Annotated in this window: 19 protein-coding genes; 8 read left to right on the top strand and 11 right to left on the bottom strand. The window is 42.3% G+C overall.

What is annotated here, in order from left to right; translation table 11 throughout:
• Positions 1 to 32: 32 nt before the first annotated feature.
• A complete protein-coding gene (locus H140_RS0100455) occupies positions 33 to 947 on the bottom strand; it encodes a DUF808 domain-containing protein (protein ID WP_019671683.1) in 915 nt (304 codons plus the stop codon).
• Positions 948 to 1123: 176 nt separating this feature from the next.
• On the opposite strand from H140_RS0100455, the gene H140_RS0100450 reads away from it, so the two are divergent.
• Entirely contained in the window at positions 1124 to 1417 is a 294-nt protein-coding gene (locus H140_RS0100450; RefSeq protein WP_156819032.1) for a hypothetical protein, read from the top strand.
• Positions 1418 to 1449: 32 nt separating this feature from the next.
• A complete protein-coding gene (locus H140_RS0100445; protein ID WP_019671681.1) occupies positions 1450 to 2097 on the top strand; it encodes a hypothetical protein in 648 nt (215 codons plus the stop codon).
• Between the two features lie 88 nt (positions 2098 to 2185).
• Here H140_RS0100445 and H140_RS0100440 read toward each other — a convergent pair whose 3' ends face one another.
• From H140_RS0100440 to ligA, 3 genes are all read right to left on the bottom strand, one after another.
• Positions 2186 to 2524, bottom strand: coding sequence for a RidA family protein (locus tag H140_RS0100440; RefSeq protein ID WP_019671680.1), 339 nt, complete (start codon positions 2522 to 2524; stop codon positions 2186 to 2188).
• 88 nt (positions 2525 to 2612) lie between these two features.
• A complete protein-coding gene (locus H140_RS0100435) occupies positions 2613 to 3878 on the bottom strand; it encodes an NAD(P)/FAD-dependent oxidoreductase (RefSeq protein ID WP_019671679.1) in 1266 nt (421 codons plus the stop codon).
• Positions 3879 to 4586: 708 nt separating this feature from the next.
• Positions 4587 to 6656 (bottom strand): NAD-dependent DNA ligase LigA, encoded by a 2070-nt coding sequence (gene ligA, locus H140_RS0100425; RefSeq protein WP_019671677.1) that lies wholly within the window; start codon positions 6654 to 6656, stop codon positions 4587 to 4589.
• 168 nt (positions 6657 to 6824) lie between these two features.
• Between ligA and H140_RS0100420 the strand changes: the two genes are divergently transcribed.
• A complete protein-coding gene (locus tag H140_RS0100420) occupies positions 6825 to 7712 on the top strand; it encodes an SDR family oxidoreductase (RefSeq protein ID WP_019671676.1) in 888 nt (295 codons plus the stop codon).
• Positions 7713 to 7835: 123 nt separating this feature from the next.
• Here H140_RS0100420 and H140_RS0100415 read toward each other — a convergent pair whose 3' ends face one another.
• Entirely contained in the window at positions 7836 to 8897 is a 1062-nt protein-coding gene (locus H140_RS0100415) for a cell division protein ZipA C-terminal FtsZ-binding domain-containing protein (RefSeq protein WP_019671675.1), read from the bottom strand.
• 233 nt (positions 8898 to 9130) lie between these two features.
• On the bottom strand, positions 9131 to 13012 hold the full coding sequence (locus H140_RS0100410; RefSeq protein ID WP_019671674.1) for an AAA family ATPase: 3882 nt from the start codon (positions 13010 to 13012) through the stop codon (positions 9131 to 9133).
• Between the two features lie 190 nt (positions 13013 to 13202).
• Between H140_RS0100410 and H140_RS0100405 the strand changes: the two genes are divergently transcribed.
• Together H140_RS0100405 and H140_RS0100400 are read left to right on the top strand one after the other, a co-directional pair.
• Positions 13203 to 13532 carry a DUF4298 domain-containing protein gene (locus H140_RS0100405; protein WP_019671673.1) on the top strand — a complete coding sequence of 110 codons (330 nt, stop codon included), beginning with the start codon at positions 13203 to 13205 and terminating at the stop codon, positions 13530 to 13532.
• Positions 13533 to 13618: 86 nt separating this feature from the next.
• The gene (locus H140_RS0100400) at positions 13619 to 14662 is read left to right on the top strand and encodes a biotin--[acetyl-CoA-carboxylase] ligase (RefSeq protein WP_227672895.1); all 1044 of its coding nucleotides are present in this window, start codon (positions 13619 to 13621) and stop codon (positions 14660 to 14662) included.
• A 14-nt stretch (positions 14663 to 14676) separates the two neighbouring features.
• Here H140_RS0100400 and H140_RS15005 read toward each other — a convergent pair whose 3' ends face one another.
• Positions 14677 to 15516 (bottom strand): NUDIX hydrolase, encoded by an 840-nt coding sequence (locus H140_RS15005; protein WP_019671671.1) that lies wholly within the window; start codon positions 15514 to 15516, stop codon positions 14677 to 14679.
• Positions 15517 to 15838: 322 nt separating this feature from the next.
• Between H140_RS15005 and H140_RS0100390 the strand changes: the two genes are divergently transcribed.
• Both H140_RS0100390 and H140_RS0100385 read left to right on the top strand, forming a co-directional pair.
• On the top strand, positions 15839 to 16402 hold the full coding sequence (locus H140_RS0100390) for an NUDIX hydrolase (RefSeq protein WP_019671670.1): 564 nt from the start codon (positions 15839 to 15841) through the stop codon (positions 16400 to 16402).
• Positions 16403 to 16493: 91 nt separating this feature from the next.
• Complete coding sequence (locus H140_RS0100385) at positions 16494 to 17762, top strand: APC family permease (RefSeq protein WP_019671669.1); 1269 nt, start codon at positions 16494 to 16496, stop codon at positions 17760 to 17762.
• Positions 17763 to 17788: 26 nt separating this feature from the next.
• Here the strand turns inward: H140_RS0100385 and H140_RS0100380 are convergent, their stop codons facing one another.
• Positions 17789 to 19435, bottom strand: a complete 1647-nt coding sequence (locus tag H140_RS0100380; RefSeq protein WP_019671668.1) for a bifunctional ADP-dependent NAD(P)H-hydrate dehydratase/NAD(P)H-hydrate epimerase — start codon at positions 19433 to 19435, stop codon at positions 17789 to 17791.
• A 78-nt stretch (positions 19436 to 19513) separates the two neighbouring features.
• On the opposite strand from H140_RS0100380, the gene queG reads away from it, so the two are divergent.
• Positions 19514 to 20686, top strand: coding sequence for a tRNA epoxyqueuosine(34) reductase QueG (gene queG, locus H140_RS0100375; protein WP_019671667.1), 1173 nt, complete (start codon positions 19514 to 19516; stop codon positions 20684 to 20686).
• A gap of 115 nt (positions 20687 to 20801) precedes the next feature.
• Here queG and lysM read toward each other — a convergent pair whose 3' ends face one another.
• From lysM to fabG, 3 genes are all read right to left on the bottom strand, one after another.
• On the bottom strand, positions 20802 to 21305 hold the full coding sequence (gene lysM, locus H140_RS0100370) for a peptidoglycan-binding protein LysM (protein WP_019671666.1): 504 nt from the start codon (positions 21303 to 21305) through the stop codon (positions 20802 to 20804).
• Between the two features lie 351 nt (positions 21306 to 21656).
• The gene (gene acpP, locus H140_RS0100365; protein WP_019671665.1) at positions 21657 to 21899 is read right to left on the bottom strand and encodes an acyl carrier protein; all 243 of its coding nucleotides are present in this window, start codon (positions 21897 to 21899) and stop codon (positions 21657 to 21659) included.
• Between the two features lie 199 nt (positions 21900 to 22098).
• Positions 22099 to 22827: a 3-oxoacyl-ACP reductase FabG gene (fabG, locus tag H140_RS0100360; protein ID WP_019671664.1), complete on the bottom strand. Its 729-nt coding sequence runs from the start codon at positions 22825 to 22827 to the stop codon at positions 22099 to 22101.
• Position 22828 lies beyond the last annotated feature (1 nt).

Genomic DNA, 22828 nt, shown 5'->3' with positions numbered 1-22828 from the left:
TTTTTATTAGTTGTAATCAAGATATGAGACTACTAATGCGCACCGCGTGCTTTTTGAATGGTCGTTACAATCGCCAATACGATCGCACCAACTACAAACCCAATCAAACCATTTAACAAGGTATTCGAAAGTCCTTCAAACACACCAGTCAAATGCGCAATATCTTCGACAGCATGATGCACATAATTGATGCCGTGTACTAAAATACCACCACCGACCAAAAACATCGCAATGGTACCTATGATTGACAAAAACTTCATTAGCTTAGGTGCAGCCGATAATAAAAACCGACCAATTTTGTGAGTGCCTGTACCTGGCTCAGACTGACGCATTAGGTGTAATCCTAAATCATCAATCTTAACAATACCGGCCACAAGACCATAAATACCTACTGTGACACCAATTGCCAAGATGGACAATACGATACTTTTATCCACCATACTGGCTGTGGTTAATGTGCCCAATCCAATGACGACAATCTCAGCAGATAAGATAAAATCGGTACGAATTGCCCCTTTTACCTTATTTTTTTCTAATGCTACCAAATCTACCGACCTATCAGCGTTGGCAGCCAAACGAGCTTGCTGTGCTTCATCGTGTGGCAATAGCCTTGGCCAAAACTTGTGAATCACCTTTTCAGCACCTTCAAAGCATAAAAACAGCCCACCCATCATTAACAAAGGCGTGATTAGCCATGGAATAAAATAACTAATGACTAAGGCAGCGGGTACCAAAATCAATTTATTGACAAAAGAGCCTTTTGCCACCGCCCAGACTACTGGCAATTCACGACTAGGGCTAACACCTGTCACTTGCTCAGCATTTAGTGCTAAATCATCACCTAAGACACCGGCCGTTTTCTTGGCCGCAACTTTGGTCATGGCGGATACGTCGTCCATTAATAGACTAATATCATCGAGTAGCATCAATAAACTACCACCTGCCATACAATCTCCTTAATATGTTTTTTTAAACTTATTTATTATCATCTCTTAAACTAATCTTACCAATGAATGTGCCATTTATAACATAAACTTGTTATAACATAAATCCAGTTAAATTTCGCTTAGTGTAACTTGTTCACTACCAAAAATCAGACACTAAATATAATTTGTGACAAATCTTGCACATACAGCCCATCGTGCATGACCAGCTAAGCCTTGTAGATACTGCTAAATTTGCACCACTATTTATCAGTATCTACCGCTTAGAGCTAAAAATATCGCCTAGAGCTAAAAAAGGCTTGGCACGCTTCACTCTCTGCTGCCTTGTACCCGCTGCTATCTCTCACTCTCTCCTGCTCCCAGCTTTTACCCCTGCTGTCTTTCACCCGATTGCCAAAGGTGTTAAAATTCAGCTTAAATTTAATGCGTTAATCCAAGAGTTGAATAAAGAAATAAATAAAAAGTTAAATTAACTGCACACATGTCTGATAATAGGCCAAATCATATGAAAAACCATTCACTGAAAACTTCCAGCCATCCGATTATTATCAGTCTTTGTGCCGCAATGCTATTCGTAGCAGGCTGTCAGCCCACAGAGACCAAAAGTGCTGATTCCTCTCAAACTAAGGCAGCAGCCAAGGCTGATATGACAAGGGATAAAGCTGCGGTTACGACAGCCAACAGTAGTGCTGAGCAGGACAATACCAACCCAGATTTAATGGCGTCAACACGTGATAAGTCCGTCAGTATAAACTGGCAGGCCGTTGACTCTGGTGTCGCTGCCATTGACCCAGCCAACTTTAACTACCCTTTTAAGCTAGATAGTAATAATGTAAAGGCTCAAGTTGAGTTTTCTAATATTTCAGCAAAACAAGCACAACATAACTTAACCTTAGGCATGGTCAGCAATGAGCCAATAGAGAAGATTGTTGATCAGCTTGGTGACAGTTATTTGTCACACAGCTTCTCGCCAGAACAAGCCACTTTATTTATTTATACCACCCCCAACGTTGCCGCCAGCCAACATGATTATGTGGTGGCTGATGAGTTTGCACGTGGGCTGGTATTGCCGATTGTGATTACCTCTGAGCTACCCGCTTCTAGCGATAAAACAAAGACTGCTTCGGCTGAGTCAGATACTCACAGTCATTAGTAAAAAATAACCCAGTGCAAAAACACTGGGTTATTTGATAAAGCAATCTTCATTTAGTAATCTTCATTTAGTAATTTTGCTTAAGAGACTAAACGGCTGCCGTCACAATCATCTCAACCAATAACTCTGGACGTGCCAAAGCCGCTTCGCCACAAGCACGGGCTGGCGGTAAGACATCACTAAACCACTCATCCCACACCGCATTCATCGCAGCAAAATCTGACATATCTTTTAGCCAGACTGTGGTAGATAAGATTTTTGACTTATCACTGCCGACCTCTTCTAGTAGTGCTTCGATTTTTTCAAGGCACGTTAAGGTTTGGCCAGCAATATCATCTTCAGCATTACCTACCTGACCACACAAATAGATGGTGTCATTGTGGATAACGATTTTGCTCATGCGTTGATTGCTATGTAGTTTTTGCATTGTTTTTGTCTTTTGTGGTTAAGTTAAATGTGACTGAGTTAAATTTTTGCCGAATTAGTGTTAAAGATTAGGGGCTGGCCTAATGTCATTAACGCTTAAAACGCTCGGCACTAAAAGGCGTAGCATCAATATAAAGAGGCTTATCATTGATCATCTCTTCAACCAAGCGACCAGTAGCTGGTCCTAAGGTAAAGCCTTGATGTGCATGACCAAAAGCAAACCATAGATTGTTATGCTTATAGCCAGGACCAATGACTGGCTTCATATCACCCATACATGGACGTGAGCCACACCAGGCCTCATCTTCTACCGCATCTTCTATCGGCAATACTTCTCTTGCAACCTTTAATACATCTTCAATTTGTCCAAAGTTTTTTGGTGCATTCATGGTGGTCATCTCAGCACCTGTGGTGACACGGATACCTTGCTCCATTGGACCCATCAAATAGCCTTTTTCGGCATCAAAGATACTGTGGTTCAGGTGGTTTTTTTCAGTTTCGACAAAGTGCTGATGGTAGCCACGCATTGGAAATAGTGGGAAGTCATACCCCAAAGGCTTGGTCAGGCCATTGGACCAAGGCCCAGCGGCAATCACCACATGTTGACTGTCAAAAGTTATGCTCTGACCATCTGCAACCCTGGCTGTAACTTGCCAGCCACCATCTTCAGTTTGTGCAATATTGGTCACATCACCTTGCTGGAATTCACCTTGCATTTGCTGATAGCTTTTGGCGTAAGCTTTTACCAAGTAACTTGGGTTTTTTACTTGCCAAGAGTTTTGCCAATGAATACCACCGATAAATGGCTCAAAATTGACATTAGGCTCATATTCTTTCAGCTCCTCTGGGGTCAATAGGCGATATTGCACTCCTTTTTTGGCTGCTCTTTCTGCATTATACTTGGCCTCTTCATATTTATCTGGGCGACGGTATAATTCAAACCAACCGCCTTTGCGCACTAGATCATCCGCACCTGAAGCCTTAATCATCACATCATGCTCACTGGTACAGTGTGCAATTAATGTTGCCCACTCATCTTCAATCTTAGTAAGTTTATTAAGACTTGAGTTGACCCAGTACTGATATAGTGCACTTTGATAATTAAAAAGAGCAGACCACCGATAACGAATATCGGTACTGGTATTAGGCAATACTCTTAATATCTCACCCAGTTGTCTTGGAAATGCCTTGGGAAATACAGCCTCACGCTGAATTAAGCCAGCATTCCCATAAGAGGTTTCCTCACCTGGATCTTTTTTGTCCAGCACCAACACTTTGGCGTTATTTTTTTGTAAGTGCCATGCGATGGACGTTCCCACCATACCTGAACCAATAACAATAACATCGTATTGCATAAATTATCCTTGTAACTAAGCCTTAAGGCTAAGTAAGTAATGAAATAAATAAACAATCCCCACTCTCAACTTATTACAATCCAATATAGACTGCTGCTTTTAACTTAGCGAAACGTATTTTTTAACCAAATATGCTGAGCTAAAGCCACAGCCGTTGAAAAGAGTTGAGGCAAACAAATAATGAAACAAGTAAAGAAATAAACAGAAAAATAGCCAATAACCATAAAGTCAGCAGGTCACTATCTTTATAACAACCTTATCTTTATAACAACCCACCTCTTTTTCATAACACTTTTTTTTATAACACTTTTTTTTATAACACTTAGGATTTACGCGAAATACGTTTTCAAGGCTTTAAAAGCGACTGGTTATTATTTATGGAGCGTCCGTCTTTACCTTCAGAGGATCCACAAATGATAACCAGTTGCCATAATATCTACTCGTACGTAAGCCCTAACACTGTGTTTTCATAACACTATTATAGGCGATATAAGCGATTATCTTGATTGAGTTTATCAATTAAAACTAGGCTTTTGTTTTGTTTTAATTGTTGACACAATTGTAAGCTTGATAGAGAATACTGTCGTTCAGTACAAGCAATTGCACCAAAGATGGTACGCCTAAAATAAGAGACTGTTTTCAGCGTCTCTGTAAAACAAATTATTGTCATACTACCCCTAATCAAGTGGCCAACTTACCTTGATGTATCTACTTGCCAATCATCTGCAAAAACTCATCCTCTAAGACCACACGTACACCGAGACTTTCAGCACGGGTAAGCTTAGAGCCTGCCTTCTCCCCAGCCAACAATGCAGAGGTTTTTGATGATACACTGCCTGATACTTTCGCACCTAATGCCTGTAATTTATCTTTTGCCTCATCTCGTGACATACCACTGGTTACCAATGTGCCAGTAATGACCCAAGTTTGACCAGCAAGCGGTAAGTCGTCCATCGTCCCCTGTTCTACCTTATCCCAATGTACGCCAGCTTGCTGAAGTTCCTCTATAACCTCAATATTATGCTGCGCACGAAAGAAATTATAAATTAATTCAGCGGTAATGGTACCGATATCTTGCGTTTCTAGTAGCTGATCAATGTTGGCCTGCATTAGCGGTGGCAAGTCGCCAAAATGTTGAGCTAAATTTTGTGCAGTAGTTTCTCCAACCCCACGTATGCCCAAGGCATAAATAAAGCGGGACAAGGTAGTTTTTTTGCTCTCTTCAATGGCATTTAGCATATTGCTGACCGATTTTTCACCCAGCTTTTCAAAGTTAACCAATTCGTCTTGATGTTCATGCAAGTGATAAATATCGGCCACAGTTTTGACTATACCCTGCTCAAAAAAGCTAATCAACCAACGCTCGCCCAAGCCGTCAATATCCATCGCTTTACGTGATACAAAGTGAATCAATGCTTCTTGTTGCTGTGCTGGACAAAACAACTCACCAGTACAGCGCGCCAAGGCCTCCCCTTCAGGTAAAACCACAGGCGAACCACACACAGGACAATGGGTTGGCAAGGTAACTGGCTGTGTATTATCCGGTCTTAGCTCATGCCAGACTCGAGTCACTTTGGGTATGACATCACCAGCACGATGCACACTCACTGTATCACCAGCACGCACATCAAGGCGCTGAATCTCGCCAAAGTTATGCAAAGTAACATTGCTTACCGTCACCCCGCCTACTTGCACTGGCTCCAGCTTACCAACTGGTGTAATTTGCCCAGTACGCCCTACTTGCCATTCAATTGCATTTAGCTTGGTCATCACTGTTTCGGCAGGAAACTTGTAGGCGGTGGCCCAACGTGGCTCACGCGATAAAGCACCCAACTGGTTTTGCAATGCCAACTCATCAACCTTAATGACCATCCCATCAATTTCAAACGGTAAGCTGTCACGTTCTTCTATCATGGATTCATAATACTGTTGCACTTGCTCAGCAGTATTGACTAATTCAAATCGGCTCACCGTAAAGCCAATCTGTTGTAGCCAGCTTAATGCACCAGATTGTAATTTAATGTCTTCTGGCAAGCCTTGATTGACCGAATAGGCATAAAACGCCAATGGGCGATTGGCGGCCACTGCTGGATCTAATTGACGTAAACTACCCGCAGCAGCATTGCGAGGATTGGCAAAGGTCTTATCACCCTTTTCTTCTGCTAAGCGATTGAGACGCTTAAAGCCTGCTTTTGGCATCAACACCTCACCACGTACCTCTAGCACCTCAATATCACGTGCCGCTTCGATTACTAATGGTATGTTATTGATGGTTTTTACATTTTGAGTAATGTCTTCACCAGTTTGACCATCTCCACGGGTCACACCACGCACAAACCTACCCTTGAGATACTTTAAAGAAACCGCTAGTCCATCTAGCTTCATTTCTATTTCATAACCTGGATTTTGATTGGCGGGATTTAAGCGATCATTGACACGACGCATAAACTCGGTCAAATCATCAAAGTTAAACACATTACCCAGTGACAACATAGGAATATCGTGCTCAACTTGCGAAAAAGACGGCAGGGGATCATCACCGACACTCGCTGTTGGGCTATCTGTCTGGGTCAACTCTGGATGACGCTCTTCAAGTGAAATTAAGCTAAGCCGCAACTGATCATATTCATTATCGCTGATCACCGGCTCATCCATCACATAGTAAGCATTATTATGCTTGCGTACTTCTGCAATTAATGTGCGCATTTTGGTCACGACTTGGCGTTGTTCGGCCGTCAAACTTGGCGCATTATTCATATCTGTGTTAGTTTTAGTCATTATCACTGTCTTATTAAAATGTTGTGGGGTTACATGAAATTGGTTTTAATTAAATAAGATAAGCTATGATAACAACTTTCACTAAGATGTGTCTTTATATGGCGTGTCTTTATTTTGATACAGGATTGCGATACAAAGCCAAATATCACAAAACATACAAGGATGATTATGAAAAACGCTACTTTTAACTCAATACAACAGAGACTACAACAAGCCTTACCCACCCACCTAAAGCATAAAATATCTGCGAAAAAATTCTTACGTAATCAAGATATTAGTCCACTTGTTAGCCAAAAAGTCGGTCAAGGTAAGACCATTTTAATCACAGGTGCCAGCTCAGGCCTTGGTGCAACAATGGCAACTTACTTTGCCAAAATCGGCTATAATCTTGCCATTTGTGCACGTCGCACCGAGCGACTAGAGCAATTAAAAGTACAAATATTGACAGACCACCCTAAGCTACGTGTAGAGCTACGACAGTTAGATGTCAGTGATTATGACGCGATATTTAGCGTATTTAAAGACTTCCAAAATAGTTTTGGTACTATCGACAGGATAATTGTTAACGCTGGTGTCGGTGAGGGTCGCCGTGTGGGTACTGGACGCTTTGACATCAACCGCAAAACAGCAGAGATTGACTTTATAGCTGCTCTCGCTCAGTGTGAGGCAGCGATGCAGATTTTTCGTGAACAAAATCATGGACATCTGGTCGTTATTTCTAGTATATCAGCGCTACGTGGTATGCCCAAACACTTAACCACCTATGCCGCAAGCAAAGCTGGATTGGCACATTTAGCTGAAGGTATTCGTGCAGAAATGCTGGCCGCTAACTTACCAATTAAAATCACCACTTTATATCCAGGCTATATCCGTACTGAAATAAATGAAGGCGCCGCCAAGCTACCATTTGAAGTGGATGAGCAAACTGGCGGCAAGGCATTGGTTGCCGCCATTGAGTCTGAAGTGGATGAGGCGTGTGTACCAGCTTGGCCTTGGATGTTTGTTGGCAAAGCGATGAAAGTAATGCCTCTACCGTTACTAAGTCGTTTTATGTAATTTTTCTGATATACAAGGGGCTGTATAATTGAAGCTACTTTGTTACATAGCTGGGTTACATAGCTGGATTTATTTCAATAATTGACTAAATTACTATACGCCTTGTATATTATAATCCTTGTATTATAAGCCTTGGGTAGCCGCCTGATACTGCTGTACTTGCGCACGTAACTGATGACGGCGCTCGCGGGTTAAAACTTCATTATTTTCATCCAATATCAAGGCATTTAGGTCATTTGAAATTAAGTTAACCACACTCATCATACTGTCAAAACCTTGAATCGCTTTAGGATGTGGCAAAGATAAAAATAGCACCAAGCCATTATAGCGAGAGCTTGGCAACATATTTAAATCAAATGGTGCAATGCCATCTTCAGTGATACCCATCATACTAAACCACAAAATACCCGAACCATCCTTATGTTCATAGCGATGAAACATATTCATCGCTCCATACTTTAGACCATACTGATTGACCAGTGCCAATATTTTTTTACCATCAATAGTTTCGTACTCATTAGCTGGTATCAAGGTAATATTGATATTTTCTTCAGCGTGATTAAGCGGACTATTTTGATCATGGTCGGCTTCTGCCAACAAGTGCTGGTCTAACATAGGACTGTTTGCCTCAAACATGGGTTCTTGCGCCGTCTCTATCACAGGCATTAATTTTTCTGTCGCTGATGCCAAGCTAGAAAAGACATCATCACACTCATCTGTCACAGTATGTTTTGTATCCAATGCCTCAGCAGTATCCGAAGTGTTCGATATGCCATCTAGTGCTTGTGTGCTTTTACCTTGATAGCTTTTTTCTTGGGATTTTGGCTCAAAATCAGAGGTAACATTATCAGGGTCATAATCAGTAATAAATTGGGCGTTAGCTTGCTCAAACGCTGAATTTGCAATTTGCGTCTCTAGCAACTGCGCATCTTGATTATCATCAATGCCAGCAATAGCTTCATCGTCTAGTTGCTCACCTTGTTCCTGTTCTTCGGCTAACAGCACGTCCGATACTTGACGCTGATGACGTGGCACAACAGGAATGCCATTTTTCTCTGCAAATAAGGCTTGCTCTGCTCCAGTTTTGGTCTTTTTTTGGGTTTTGACACTACGTACAATCATGTATAAACCGACCACCATAATAGCAATAGCAAAAATAATGGAAATATATTGTACGGTAGTCATGAGATTCGCGTCCTACAGTTAAACCGACGGTTAAATACAGTTAAACCGACGGTTAAAAATAAACAAGATGAACAAGGAACAATACAGATCCTAAATAAATACGTCAAATTATTGGTGCGCTTTAGTCTAGCACGCTTCTGCCATCTCGTCATCCACTCAGCTCTTGGTGAGGCAACTTTTTAACACAAATTATAAAGAACCACACCTCTGGTATCTACCTCCACCAAAAAAACCTAAGCTGTGGCTTCTAAATACTGCTCCGCCTCTTCCAAACTGACGCTAACTAAGGTTGATACTCCCGCTTGTGGCATGGTCACTCCTTTTAGCTCATCGGCTATTTGCATCGCCAACTTATTATGACTAATAAAAATAAACTGCACATCGTCTGCCAGTTCTGTAATTAAATTGGTAAATCGCCCGACATTGGCATCATCCAATGGCGCATCTACTTCATCGAGCACACAAAATGGCGCAGGATGCTGCTTAAATATAGCAAAAATCAAACTCAATGCGGTCAAAGTCTTCTCTCCACCAGAGAGCACCGCCAGCCTGCTATTTTTTTTGCCCTTAGGCTGTGCCATTAGCTCAAGGCCTGCCCGCCACTGCTCATCTGCTGTCATACCTTCTTCTTTAATTAAGGTTAGACTTGCTTGACCACCACCAAACACCTTGGTGAATAGGTGGGTCAAAGACGCATTTACCGACTGTAAAGTCTGTAAAAACAACGTCCTAGTTTTGCCATCAATAGTCGCAATAGCTTCAACCAAAGTATCCATACTGACGGTAATATCTTTGACCTGTTGCTCAAGTGGCAATAAGCGCTCATCGACTGCGGCCAACTCGGCAGCAGCAGCTAAGTTAACTGGACCCATACTTTCTAACTGAGTAGCCAACTGCGTCTCTTCTGATTGTAACTGTTGCTGCTTGCCTTCAGGGACACTGCGCCCATAGGTAATATAGTCTGTCAATACCGCAGTTGCACTGATATCGGGATTAAGCTCCTCTAAGCGCTCACTGGCTTCTTTAATGCGTTCATTGGCAATGGCCACTTGCGTAACACTATGGGCTAGCGATTCTTGTAGCTGCTGTAACTGCTGCTCTAACTTATCACGCTGTGTCTGATACTGATTTACCTCAGCTTGTAAGGTGGCAATCACTGCTTGACGCTCATCAAGCGCCACCTTCAGCTCATGGTATTGGGCTGTGGCAGCCTTCAGTGCTGCTTGTCGTTGTGGCAGCTCCTGTTGCTTCATTTGTGCGTCTTGGGTGAGCTTTTTCTGGCTACGTATTAGCTGCTTTTGCTCAGATTGATACTGATTAAGCTGAGTAGCACTGTGTTTGGCTGCCATCTGGGCTTGACCATATTGTAGCTGCAACTGGCGCAGCCTTTCGCTGTCCTCACGCTCTTGTAGATGTATCTGTTGTCGTTGTTGCTCAAGCTGTTGCTGCTTGGCTTTGGCTGTCTCCAACTCTGGCATAAGCGCTACTAAGCGTTGGCTTTCTTTTGCAATATTTTCTGCCAGCTGTATTTTAACTTGCGTCATCTCTTGATGCTCAGCATCTAGCTCAGCACGCATATTATGTAGCCTCTGCTGCTCACTATCTTGACGCTCTTGCTTGGCGATCAAAGAGACACGCTGTTGTTGTAGCTCATGGCGCTTGTATGTCAAGGCAGACAGCTGTGCTGATAACTCTTCTATGACCACCGACAGCTGTCGATGCTTATTAGCATCTGCTTTTAACACTTTGTGCAGACCTTCAATCTGGTCTTCCACCTCATTTAGTCTGTCTTCTAATTCAGCTAAGCGTGCTTGCTGCTCAATACGTACGCTTAACAATTGCTCACTTTGTAATCCTGCATTAAGCTTGCTTACATGCACTGCACCCAGATGACTAATAAACCAGCCTGATTGAGTTAACACAAAGCTATGCGCTGGCAAATTAGCAAGCAACTGGCTAACTTGGGCCTGTGTTATCTCTGATCCCCCTGGAGCCTGACTGGCTTCCGAAGGGTATGCAGGCGTATCTAGATACAAATATGCTTGTTGCCAAATTGTTAAGTACGGTGTAGCGATCAGCTCAGATAAAGGCTTTAGGCTAGCTAACTGTGTCTGTTGACTTGCATTAGCTGTGTGCGCTGTATTATTCGCAACAAACACACTATTTACGCCTAGCTGTTGTGCACCTGCTTTTTTATCTGGTTGCTTCTGCTTTTTAGCAGTATTAGTCACTGACTTAACAGACAATAAACCTTGTATAAAGCTAACATACTCATTATTTACACCATCTGTATTACTATTTACTACTAATACTCGTGCATCGAGCCAAAAGTCTAGCCATTGGTCTAATATATCGGCATAAACTTCACCTGCTTTAGTTAACTTAATCTGCTCATGAAGGGGCGGTAACTTCTCAAGCCTATTTGATATCGAAACCTGTTGCTGTGCAACTTCTTCTGCATTTAGACCACCAGCCTGCTCAGTTGCTGATGCCGATTTTAGCGGTGTTTTTTTTGGATGTACAATGGCATGTAACGTATCGTACTCTGCCGCCAAGCTCGCCTGCTGTTTTTCTAGCTGAGCAAGCTGGGTCTGCCGCTGGGCCAATGATTGTGTTAACTGCTCAGCAACTGGCTGTTCCACATCCAGTTGGGCCTCAAGTGACTCTTGCTGTCTGTCCACACTTGTGAGCATCGTATCGATAGTAGCAATATCATCCGTTAAGGTTTGTCTGATGTCTCCTTGCTCTAAGCTGTCTTGGTTGCTATTGCTATTTGTATGATGTCGGTCAGTGGACTGCCTATTTGGCTGTACTAGCCCCCAAGTTGACGCCTCTTGCTGCCACAACTGCTCTCTTTGTTGCCACTTAGATAAATCCAGACTCAAGCGAGACTCTGATTGCTTATCAAGTGCCAAGCGTTGCTCCAAATCACGCTGTTGCACTTCTATACGACTTACCTGAGCACAACTATCTTCCCAAGCTGCTTGCAATGGTGCAGAGTCAGACTGCCGTTGTTGTTGCTGTGCTTGTAGCGCCTCAATCTCTGGAGTTAAGCGAGCTAAAGTAGCATTTTGCTGCGCATTGTCCTTCTGGGCGGTGACTTGACTTGCTTGTAGCTGTTGCTGTCGCTCATCATTAGCCTGTAAGCGCGCTTCAAGCTGACTAAGACTGGCTTCTATATTGGTCAGTTGGTGTTCTGCTTGCTGACGTTGCAAATCCTGCTGATGCAACTGATCACGCGCTTCATCTTTTAACCATTGCTCTTCGGCCAGTCGTGCACTGACCTTAGTTAGCTTTTTCTTCAGCATCGTATCTTCGTTTTGCTGGATCGTTAACGCTTTTTCAAAGTCTAACTGCTGTGCTTTATGCTCAATCTCAGATGCTTTTGCTTGATACAATTGATAGGTTGCCAATTGTTGCCGCACCTCACTCAGCCTATGCTTGATTTGCTGATACTGATTAGCACTTTGAGCCTGTTTTAGTAGCTTATTTTTTTGTCGTGTTAGCTCTGCCTCAATGTCATTAAGCCGATCTAGGTTTTCACGAGTTTTGACGAGTTTTTTTTGTGCTTCTTCACGCCGAGATTGATAGCGAGCTACCCCTGCTGCTTCTTCAATAAACTCACGTAATTGTAGCGGGCTTGAGTCAACAATGCGCCCAATCATGCCCTGCTGAATAACCGAGTAGCTACGAGGTCCAAGACCTGTACCTAAAAACACATCGACGACATCACGGCGACGACAGCGGGTGCCATTGATAAAATAATCAGACTTACCTTCTGCATTAATTTGACGCCGTACCGACAGCTCATGATAAAGATTTAACTCATGGCGAATACCAGTCTGCTCATCTTGGGTATGCTCAAAGACAAGCTCGACACTGGCCAAGCTTTTGGCCGCTTTGTTTTCAGTACCAGCAAAGATGACGTCACTCATTGCTGCGCCTCGTAGCTGCTTAGCAGAAGATTCACCAAGCACCCAGCGAATGGCATCAATCACATTAGATTTACCACATCCATTAGGTCCGACAATAGCAGTGATGCCATGACGAAAGGTGAAGGTGGTTGGATTGGCAAAGGACTTAAAGCCTGCCAGTTTTAATGATTTTAGACGCATGAAGGCCGCATAAATAATAAGTGACAAAGAAAAAACGCTTTCAATAAAGCGAAACTATTTTACCCTAAACCCCATATTTTTTCAGATTTTATGCAAATTACTATAATCACTTTGTGTACAGGCGGTCATTATCATACAATGACTACTCCTTGCTAGATCTGAATTATTACCAGTTACAGGAAGTGCTTAGATGTCTAATAACAATCAAAGTCAAATATACAGCAATGACCCACAAAGTATGCAACAAAAATACGAACGTTGGCACAGTTTATATCAAAAACAACTTGCTGCACAAAAAGAATGGCTTGAAGCTGAAGCGTTAAGACAAGAGCTGCAAACTTATTATCTGGATGCACAGTGGATGCAGGATCGTGAAGCAGACTTACCACTAGACTACTCTGGCGAAGCACACTCTATTTTTAGTGAAGATACGTTATGGAATATGATTACCGAGCAAGATGAGCTTGCCCGCAAATGGATACGCTTAGGTATTAATACTCTGGATAATAAGCCACTTTGAGCTTAAAGAATAACAAAAGGCGGTATAGAATTGATTTACAGTCCTAATAAATCAATTCTATACCGCCCCTAATACAAACTCATTTTATGTCTAACAATATGCCTGCTTTTAGCCCCTTATCTTTTACTCAAAATACATCTGTCACCCATCAGCATGTTGCCACTTGCACCTCAACCAATACCGTCTTATTACAAGACTTAGCCTCAGGAAAAATCAACAACACCAAGCCTTATATGCTAACTGCCGATATGCAAACCTCTGGTCGTGGACAACACACCCGCAGTTGGCAATCGCCGGTTGGTAATATTTATTTGTCTTTATATCACCCGTTGCAAGTGCCTTTATCTGGCTTACTATCTCTAGTGATTGGATACCATTTAACTCAGCTACCTATTATTCAGCAGCTTAATCGTCAGCGCTATGCACTAAAACTACCGTCAATCGGTGTTAAATGGGCTAATGATATCGGCTACTATCAACTAGACTCAAGTAGCACAACCAGTTTTTATAAATTAGCAGGAATTTTGATTGAACCCGTCATTAGCGATAATAAAATTATCGGCATAGTGGTGGGTGTCGGTATTAATATCAGCGCTTCACCAATATTGTGTGAAAAAACCAAAGAAGGGATGGATTATCAAGCCATTAGTTTGTCTCAAATTGTCGAACAAACTAGAGTTGTCGAGAAAAATCAAGCAGCTACCTCTAATAGCGCCGTATCCAATTTAAACAACTCCTTAGTCTCACCGAATACAAGCTTCTCTAAGCCTAGAAAAAATGCATTCAACATACCACGCGCAAAAGACCTTTATACTGCGGTTAGCGCCTCTTTATTACGGGCAATTTCTCAGTTTAGTAGCTTTACCCACAATCCTTATGCCCTATCCAGATTTATCAACGACTATGAGAGTGTTAATGTATTATCAAATCGTCAAGTCTATATCAACCAAATGCTGTGGGCTCAGGCCAGCGCTACACAGACCCAAGCACTGCAAACCTCAAAAATATTACAAGGTGTGGTACAGGGTATCAACGCTGATGGAAGCTTAAAAATACGTCCTATTGATGCAGCACAAGCAGCGACTACCATAGATATCTATACTGGCACGATACGCCTGATCGGCTATTAGTCTAATCATGGTATTTAGTCTGACTTGCTGCTATCGCTTTCGCTGTTTATTGTTTGCTCACTGCTTACTGGCTGATAGTACCAAGGCACTTCTCGATCAAAACCTATTTTTAACAAGCTTGCTAAGATGCGCCCAGTTAACCCCCAAACGACTTCACCATCAACTTGCCAACTGGGAGTTTTGATCATAATCGTCTGCTCACCTAGCTTATAAGGCAGAATATAATCTGTAATCGGCTGGGTAATCAACTGTTCAAAATCGGCCCAAAAAAGACGTGCAATCTCTCCTAGCTCAGGTACATAAGTAATAGGTGGCTCAACTAAAGCAACAATGGGACGCACAATAAGTCCTTTTTTGGAGACTTCTGTTGGAAGTTGACCAACGATTTGTGCCTTTTTGGGTGGTAAAGCTGTTTCTTCACAAGCCTCACGCAAGGCAGTCACCACATTGTTACCATCTCCATCTTCATGCTTACCACCAGCAAAAGACACTTCACCGGCATGGCTGCTTAAATGCGCTGCTCGGCGAGTTAATAGCATCTTCGGCTGCGGCTCATTGGTAATCAACACCAGCACCGCTGCATCCGCATTGGGGGTAGCTATCATCTGTTGCAGCAATCTATTGGCCTGCGTAATCTCACCTAGTGGCTGCTGTGTATCACTTGACCGCTGTCGTGGTGCTAACGGTAGTCGCAACATACTATGCTGAACCCGAGTCACCAACTGCTTTAAGGTTGGCTGGGTAATTTGTTCTGGCAAAACGATAGCCAGTTCTTCAAAACGAGCAGACAAGGTGGTTTTTTTATGTTCAACATCATTAAGATTATCATGATGAGTGTTTGAGTTATTAGCCATTGCAAAGTGTCAATCTTGTTGTAAAACATAACAGCTAATATACCGTTAACGATTGCAATTAGCTAGACTAACGCATCAACTATAAGTATGCTATCTTGATAAAATTAGCTAAGCAAGTAATCAATAGTCTGAACAAGCAATCAATAGTTTAAATACCATTATCACAAGCAAGCAAAAAGCCAACAAAATGCAACTTTCAACTTTTAATCAAATATGCTGGGCTAAATAAAGCCACTGCTTACGCCAAAAGTTGAGAGTGATGTTTAATAACTAAAACACTAACACATTAACTAACACATTAATAATCATGAGGGCAATGCAAATGGCATACTGTTTACAATGTGGGCATCAAGCAGAACATAAAATTCCAGAGGGTGATCATAATATTCGCTTGGTATGTCCTAACTGTGGTTTTATTCATTACGAAAACCCAAAAGTCATTTGTGGTGCTGTGGTCATCCATCAAGACAAAGTTCTCTTATGCCGCCGTGCTATTGAACCCAGGTACGGTTATTGGACACTTCCAGCTGGCTTTATGGAGATTGGTGAAACCATGGCCGAAGGCGCAGCACGTGAAACGGTTGAAGAGGCCGATGCCATTGCTATTAACCCACATTTATACTGCTTATATGATTTGCCTCATATTGGTCAGATTTATGTCCTCTATCTAAATGAGTTGCAAGATGGAAAGTTCGATGTAGGCCCTGAAAGCCTAGAGTGTGCGCTTTTTTCTGAAGACGATATTCCTTGGGATGAGATTGCGTTTGAGGCAGTAAGACGTACTTTAAAGCACTATTTTAATGACCGTCAGTCTCTTGATGATCATGCTAAGTTCCCAATTCATCAAGAAGTAATTCCAAAAGATAAGAGTATCAAACGCTTTTAATTTAGGGCGTGTTTTTATTTTTATCTTACCTTTAATCCTCATTTGTAAGGATGTTTAAGAGTCTGTATTCATCCGCTAAGATTAGTGTCTTATGAGTTCATTACAAAAAAATATGAGCATCCCACAAGGGGTGGTGCTCGCCATTTGTAGCTTGGTTGGATCAGGATTGTTATGCCTGCCTGGACTAGCGGTAAAAATTGGTGGTATTGAAGTAGCAGCCTTAGGTTGGATTGCCTCTATTTTGCTATCCATTCCGCTGGTTGTCATCTTTATGCAGCTGTCATTGCAAGTACGTAATGCAGGCGGTGTCGCAACCTTTGCAGGCCTTGCTATTGGGCAATGGGCTGAAACTGCTGTGGGATTGCTATTAGCAGTGACCTTCACTTTTGGTATTCCGCTTGGTATTTATATGGGCGGCATGTATTTGCAGCAAATATTAGGCCTAGCAGATCAAGACTTATTATGGCTAATTTGGGGCATCTTAGCGCTGTCTATCTTAGTTAATTATTTGGGTCTAAAACCCTCAGGCTGGCTCAACACGCTCTCAGTTGCCTCTTTGATTATCCTAATTGGGCTTATGATCTTAGCGCATCACAACTTTTTAGCTTCCGGCCTTGTCGTCTATGCCAATGCTTTTCATCATATCGATAGCGTCTCTTTTGAAAGTATGTGGGCGGTTTGTGCCATTATATTTTGGGCGTTTTTAGGCTGGGAAAATATGAGCTTTGGTAGTGAAGAAATCAGTGGCAGTGATACTGAAGCTACCAAGCGAGCGATTAAATGGATTTATGCTTGGGCATTTGTCATCGTCAGCGCCATTTATCTATCCTTAGCGGTATTAACGGCTGGCGCTGCGATCAACAATTTTTCAGTCAGTGGTGTTACTGGACTGCTTGCATTATTAGAAAACACGCCCTTTGAGCGTATTGCTTATGCACTAATTGTACTCATTATCTTGGCCAATGTGAACGCATGGGTATTCGCTTGCAGTCGCTCACTGTACGCGTCGGGCAAAGCACAAATTCTACCCATATACCTAAGTAAGCTAAGTGCAAACGGTATTCCTAAAGCCAGTGTCCTGACCACAGGAGCAGCATTGTGTTTGGTCTGCTACCTGGTATTTAGTGGCATTCTGCCTCTAGAAAATGGACTGGCATTAGTCAACCAAAACTTTATCTTGGTCTATGTGCTGTCTATTGTGTGTTATTTAAAATTAAATAAAGGCTGGTTTGCTTACTTAATTGGCATTTTAGGCTTGGCCAGTTGTGGCTTTTTAATCACAGGCTTTGGCTGGCTAACCTTGATTCCACTTTTGTTAATGGCACTCGGCTGGGTAGTACATCAGCTAAAACAACGTTAGCACTAGCATTAACGTTGATAACAACTTTATCGCAGGTCATACAACTGCTTCAACACTATACCAATCAAGGCCGCCATGTCATTGGCTTGTAACGCCCACTCTCCTAGACGCTGCTGGCCTAAGTCACCAGCTAGCGCATGGATCATCACTGCTTGCTGCAAACTACGTTGCTGCTGTGATAAATCAACTTGTGCCAACAAGCCAAGTGCCAACCCAGAGAGCACATCGCCCATGCCTGCGGTAGCCATCCCTGGATTGCCAGCTGCACACACATAAAGCTGTTGCTGATCTAGCACCAAAGAACCCACACCTTTGAGCAGCCAGCTGCCCTGATATCGCTGTGCCAGCTGAGAAATAGCGCTGACCCTATCAGCCTCAACCTGTGCTGACGTTATATTTAATAATCTAGCCGCTTCGCCACTGTGCGGTGTGTACCAAACTTGATGTGTATTCGCATGAGCCTGCAATTGCTTGATAAGCTGAGGATGAGTTTGGGTCAAAGTCGCCAAATGAAACAAGCCATCTGCATCAATAATCAGATCTGCGTTACTATCTAGTACTGCTTGTAAGTATTGATGACATAGCTGTAAGCTTGATGTGTCACGCCCCATTCCCATCCCGATTGCCACTGTATCGCACTCAGCAATCAGCGCCTTGACCCCAGCCACATCCTGTAAATTTAAACTCATGGCATTGGGTAATTTGGTAATTAAGCTACCATGAAAAGCTGAATGACAAGCCACCGTCAGCTTACCAACACCAGCAGATAGTGCACTACTGGCAGACAGTAGCGCTGCACCGCCCATGCCTTGCGAGCCAGCAACCTGATTACCACCGATAATCAGCGCATGGCCAAAGCTGCCTTTGTGTGAGTTATACGCCCTTGAGGTCATGGGCGTGGCACCTTGTAATAACCTAGCAGTCGGCGACATCTCTAGCACACTTGGAATCAGTGGAAAGTCTAGTACTTGACCGCTATAATCTGGGCCATCCTTGATATGTAGCCCCAACTTACGTGCTACCAAACACAAGGTGACATCTGCCTTTACCGCACAGCCATCAAACACCTGCCCTGTACTACAAACCAAGCCGCTAGGCACATCAAGGCTGATAACTGTCCTTACAGCATGCCGCCCCTGATATGAGGCTTGCCGTCCTCTTAATTTATTGATGGCAACTATCGCCTCTGCATACTGCCCTTTTGGCGCACGATCCAAGCCAATACCAAATAAGGCATCAATCATAATATCTGCAGATAATAGAACCAGATTCGGTAGAATATCTAATAACCGAGTTGTCCGCACACCTTGCTTAATGGCTTGATACTTAGCAGAAATCGCATCTGTACTGGTCGCTTCTGCCACTTCAATCACTTGCACTACTCTACCCATCTGAGTCAAATAACAGGCCACTAGCCAGCCATCACCGCCATTATTGCCATTACCCACCCAGACGCTAACTTTCCTACTTGGGTGATAGGTTTGATCTATCCACTGTGCCATTTGCCAAGCAGCCTGTTGCATCAGGCCATAGCTAGGATTGCCTTGTGCAAACCACTGCTTTTCAATAGCATAAACTTGCTTAGGTACAAATAAAGGTAATGACTTCTGTGGCACCTGTACCTGAACCGACGGTATGCGCTCACTAGTAGCACTTGTATCTGACGTTAGCATATATGGACGACTCCCTTTGTTTTCTTGTTATTATCACTTATCATAACGCTTTAGTTAAGCCTTGAGCCTAAGTTTATGATGCTGAACGGTAACACCAGTCCTATACAAGACGACAGTGCGATAGCCATTAATCCTTTTCAACATCCAGATGATGTCAAAATCTGGATCCGACAACAGGCGCAAGCACTGGGCTTTGCTGATTGTGGCTTTATCAGTGTTGATAATCCAGTATTTGAGGCACAGATGCAAGGATTAGAAAAATGGCTGGCGCAAGACTATCATGGTCAACTTACCTTTATGGAAAAAAACCATGATAAACGTGCAAACCCTGCGCTTTTAGTAGCAGGCGCTCGCACCATTATTTCAGTAAGGATGGACTATCTTGAAGTCACACCTAAGCCTAGGCGTATTGAAGACAACCTACGTCCAAATTATGCGATCATTGCTCGCTATGCACGAGGACGTGACTATCATAAAGTGATGCGTTCACGTCTCAAAAAGCTGGCGCAACAAATTGCAAATATGCTACCTCAGTGGCAACATTTAAAAATCAGTGCTGAGCGCCCTTTTGTATTTCGTCCTTTTAGTGATTCTGCACCCATATTTGAACGCCCGTTAGCAGATGCAGCAGGCATGGGTTGGACTGGCAAGCATACCTTGTTAATTAACCGTCAAGCTGGCTCATTTTTTGTGCTTGGAGAGTTGTTTTTAAGCCTAGAGTTGCCTGAAGACAAACCGACTAGCGCACATTGTGGTAGCTGTCAGGCCTGTATTGATATTTGCCCAACTCAAGCCATCATCGCCCCTTATCAGCTCAAGGCAAAAGCCTGCATCTCTTATTTGACTATTGAGCATGATGGAGTGATTGACAAGCAATACCGTAAAGCCATTGGCAACCGAATCTTTGGCTGTGATGATTGCCAACTCATTTGTCCTTGGAATCGCTATGCCAAAGTTAGCCCTATTGATGACTTTCATGCCCGCCATAATTTGGATAACAGCCTATTGCTAGACTTATGGCAGTGGACTGAAGATATGTTTTTAAAATATACCGAAGGTAGCCCCATAAGGCGCACAGGCTATGTTAATTTTTTGCGTAACTTATCCATTGCTATTGGTAATGCACCTTTTGCACAGGTGCACATTCAGGCATTACAACAGCGTCTTGGCAAGCATAATGACATGCTTGATGAACACATTCATTGGGCCATTAATGAGCAACTATCAAAAACGGGACACAGCTCAATTTAAGACGTATTTTTGTCTCAGTGTATTAGGGATAAAAAAAGCCACCGACTGTGTCAGTGGCTTTGTCAATTATTATCTACTCAAACCCTAGCCATTAGGGACTGTATCCTAATAATATTTATGGCTTTGGAATACGCAGAACCTGACCTACATAGATTTTATCAGGATCTGAAAGCATTGGCTTATTCGCTTCGAAGATTTTGTTATATTCATTCGCTGAACCATACACCTCTTGCGCAATTTTTGACAAGGTGTCACCAGATTTAACTGTATACATGGCCGACTCAGGCGCATCTTGCTCAATATCAATATTATCAACCACTTTGGCGACATACTGTACATTCCCCACAGCAATGATGGCTTTCTCACGATCAGCTTGCGTTTTTGCCTTACCACTGATTTCAGCGGTGTCTGTGGCGCCATTGAATTTTACTTTTAACTCAGAAATATCTAAGTTTTGTTGCTGAATACGCTTTAATAATAGGTTAGCAACAGACTGTGCAGAAGGCTCCGTCGCAGCAGGTGCATTTGCGGCATCGGCTTTTGATTCGGTTTCTTTTTTTGCATCATCACGATTAAAAATTTTATCGCCAATATCTTTGGCAAAACTAAACATACCCATGGTATTCTCCTAATGTTGTTATTTTTGAACTCTAAATTTAGATGTTAGCTATGTAAATATTTAGTGTTACGTTCTAAATCAGCCTTATGTCCTAAACTATGTTGCTAAACTATGTTGTAAGTTATCTAAGTTTACTTTTAAATTAAATAACTACTAATATAGCTTGTATTTATCATATCTGAATTCATGTTAATTTCAACCAGGTTTTTATTATTAAAAACACTACTTATTAACAACAAATTACTAATAATAAACATAACTGATAACCATCAAAAAAAGACCACCTTATGAATCACTCATAAGGTGGTCTTTTGCAAAACTAAAGCTTAAGGCTTATAGGTTAAGTCAAAATTATGATTCTAGCTTTGACTTAATATAATCTATCGCTTTTTGTACTGTGGTAATTTCGTTAGAATCATCATCAGGAATAGTGATGTCAAAATCATTTTCAAAAGTCATTACCAGCTCTACTAGATCCAGTGAATCAGCACCCAAGTCATTGATAAATGAAGACTCATTTTTAATATCATCAATATCAACATCTAACTGCTCAGCCACTGCTGATTTTACTTTTAATTCAATATCATCGCTCATAAAAACTTCCTTTAGTTGTCGTCTCTAAATTTATCGTATCATACTATAAATAAGTTAATGGTAAATTAAATTGATAAGGTTAGCAACCTTGTATGACCATATCTACCTAATGGCCTAGGACTTAATGTACACTTGTTCACTCATTTTAGCAATAATAAATGCTCATGTCTGCAACTTTATTGCAAATACCGACATTTTTTTACATATACATACCACCATTAACTGGAATTACAGCACCTGTGACATAGCTGGCTTCATCACTGGCTAAAAAGGATACCGCCGCCGCAACATCCTCTGGCTGACCCAAACGCCCTACTGGTACTGCATCTAGCATAGAGTTTAGTAAACGCTCATCCAGCTCATCTGTCATGTCAGTCTCAATAAGACCTGGTGCAACACAGTTAATCGTCACTTGCCTAGAGCCGATTTCACGTGCCAAGGTCCGACTAAAGCCTTCAACACCTGCTTTGGTGGCAGCATAGTTGACCTGACCGGCGTTACCCATTTGTGCTACCACAGAGGTGATATTAATAATTCTGCCTTTACGTGCTTTCATCATGCCTTTGATAGCGCGCTTACTCATACGATAAATTGAAGTTAAGTTAGTATTGAGCACCTTATCCCAATCTTCATCTTTCATGCGTATTAGCAAACCATCTTGCGAGATACCAGCGTTATTAACCAGTACCTGTACACTACCATAGACACTTTCAATCTCTTCAAACAGCTTATCAATTTGCTCTTGATCAGTGACATTTAAAACTCGACCAATGCCACCAGCATCATGCAAATACTCATCAATCGACTGCGCACCTTCTACTGTGGTTGCAGTCCCAATCACAAAATGCCCTTCCTTGGCAAATCTCTTGGCAATAGCTTTACCAATACCGCGACTGGCACCAGTCACTAAGGTAATTGTACGGCTCATA

The organism is Psychrobacter lutiphocae DSM 21542, from assembly GCF_000382145.1.
In the GTDB taxonomy this organism is placed as follows: Bacteria; Pseudomonadota; Gammaproteobacteria; order Pseudomonadales; family Moraxellaceae; genus Psychrobacter; species Psychrobacter lutiphocae.
The sequence above is the reverse complement of the archived record's forward strand: the minus strand, read 5'-3'. Positions and strand labels throughout refer to the sequence as shown.

Excerpts from the sequence above, each read along its gene's own strand:
- H140_RS0100410 (WP_019671674.1), bottom strand. The coding sequence starts at position 13,012 with ATGCGTCTAAAATCATTAAAACTGGCAGGCTTTAAGTCCTTTGCCAAT.
- fabG (WP_019671664.1), bottom strand. The coding sequence starts at position 22,827 with ATGAGCCGTACAATTACCTTAGTGACTGGTGCCAGTCGCGGTATTGGT.
- H140_RS0100390 (WP_019671670.1), top strand. The coding sequence starts at position 15,839 with ATGGCATACTGTTTACAATGTGGGCATCAAGCAGAACATAAAATTCCA.
- H140_RS15005 (WP_019671671.1), bottom strand. The coding sequence starts at position 15,516 with ATGGCTAATAACTCAAACACTCATCATGATAATCTTAATGATGTTGAA.
- H140_RS0100385 (WP_019671669.1), top strand. The coding sequence starts at position 16,494 with ATGAGTTCATTACAAAAAAATATGAGCATCCCACAAGGGGTGGTGCTC.
- acpP (WP_019671665.1), bottom strand. The coding sequence starts at position 21,899 with ATGAGCGATGATATTGAATTAAAAGTAAAATCAGCAGTGGCTGAGCAG.
- queG (WP_019671667.1), top strand. The coding sequence starts at position 19,514 with ATGCTGAACGGTAACACCAGTCCTATACAAGACGACAGTGCGATAGCC.
- H140_RS0100415 (WP_019671675.1), bottom strand. The coding sequence starts at position 8,897 with ATGACTACCGTACAATATATTTCCATTATTTTTGCTATTGCTATTATG.
- H140_RS0100420 (WP_019671676.1), top strand. The coding sequence starts at position 6,825 with ATGAAAAACGCTACTTTTAACTCAATACAACAGAGACTACAACAAGCC.
- lysM (WP_019671666.1), bottom strand. The coding sequence starts at position 21,305 with ATGGGTATGTTTAGTTTTGCCAAAGATATTGGCGATAAAATTTTTAAT.
- ligA (WP_019671677.1), bottom strand. The coding sequence starts at position 6,656 with ATGACTAAAACTAACACAGATATGAATAATGCGCCAAGTTTGACGGCC.
- H140_RS0100380 (WP_019671668.1), bottom strand. The coding sequence starts at position 19,435 with ATGCTAACGTCAGATACAAGTGCTACTAGTGAGCGCATACCGTCGGTT.
- H140_RS0100435 (WP_019671679.1), bottom strand. The coding sequence starts at position 3,878 with ATGCAATACGATGTTATTGTTATTGGTTCAGGTATGGTGGGAACGTCC.
- H140_RS0100445 (WP_019671681.1), top strand. The coding sequence starts at position 1,450 with ATGAAAAACCATTCACTGAAAACTTCCAGCCATCCGATTATTATCAGT.
- H140_RS0100405 (WP_019671673.1), top strand. The coding sequence starts at position 13,203 with ATGTCTAATAACAATCAAAGTCAAATATACAGCAATGACCCACAAAGT.
- H140_RS0100400 (WP_227672895.1), top strand. The coding sequence starts at position 13,619 with ATGTCTAACAATATGCCTGCTTTTAGCCCCTTATCTTTTACTCAAAAT.
- H140_RS0100455 (WP_019671683.1), bottom strand. The coding sequence starts at position 947 with ATGGCAGGTGGTAGTTTATTGATGCTACTCGATGATATTAGTCTATTA.
- H140_RS0100440 (WP_019671680.1), bottom strand. The coding sequence starts at position 2,524 with ATGCAAAAACTACATAGCAATCAACGCATGAGCAAAATCGTTATCCAC.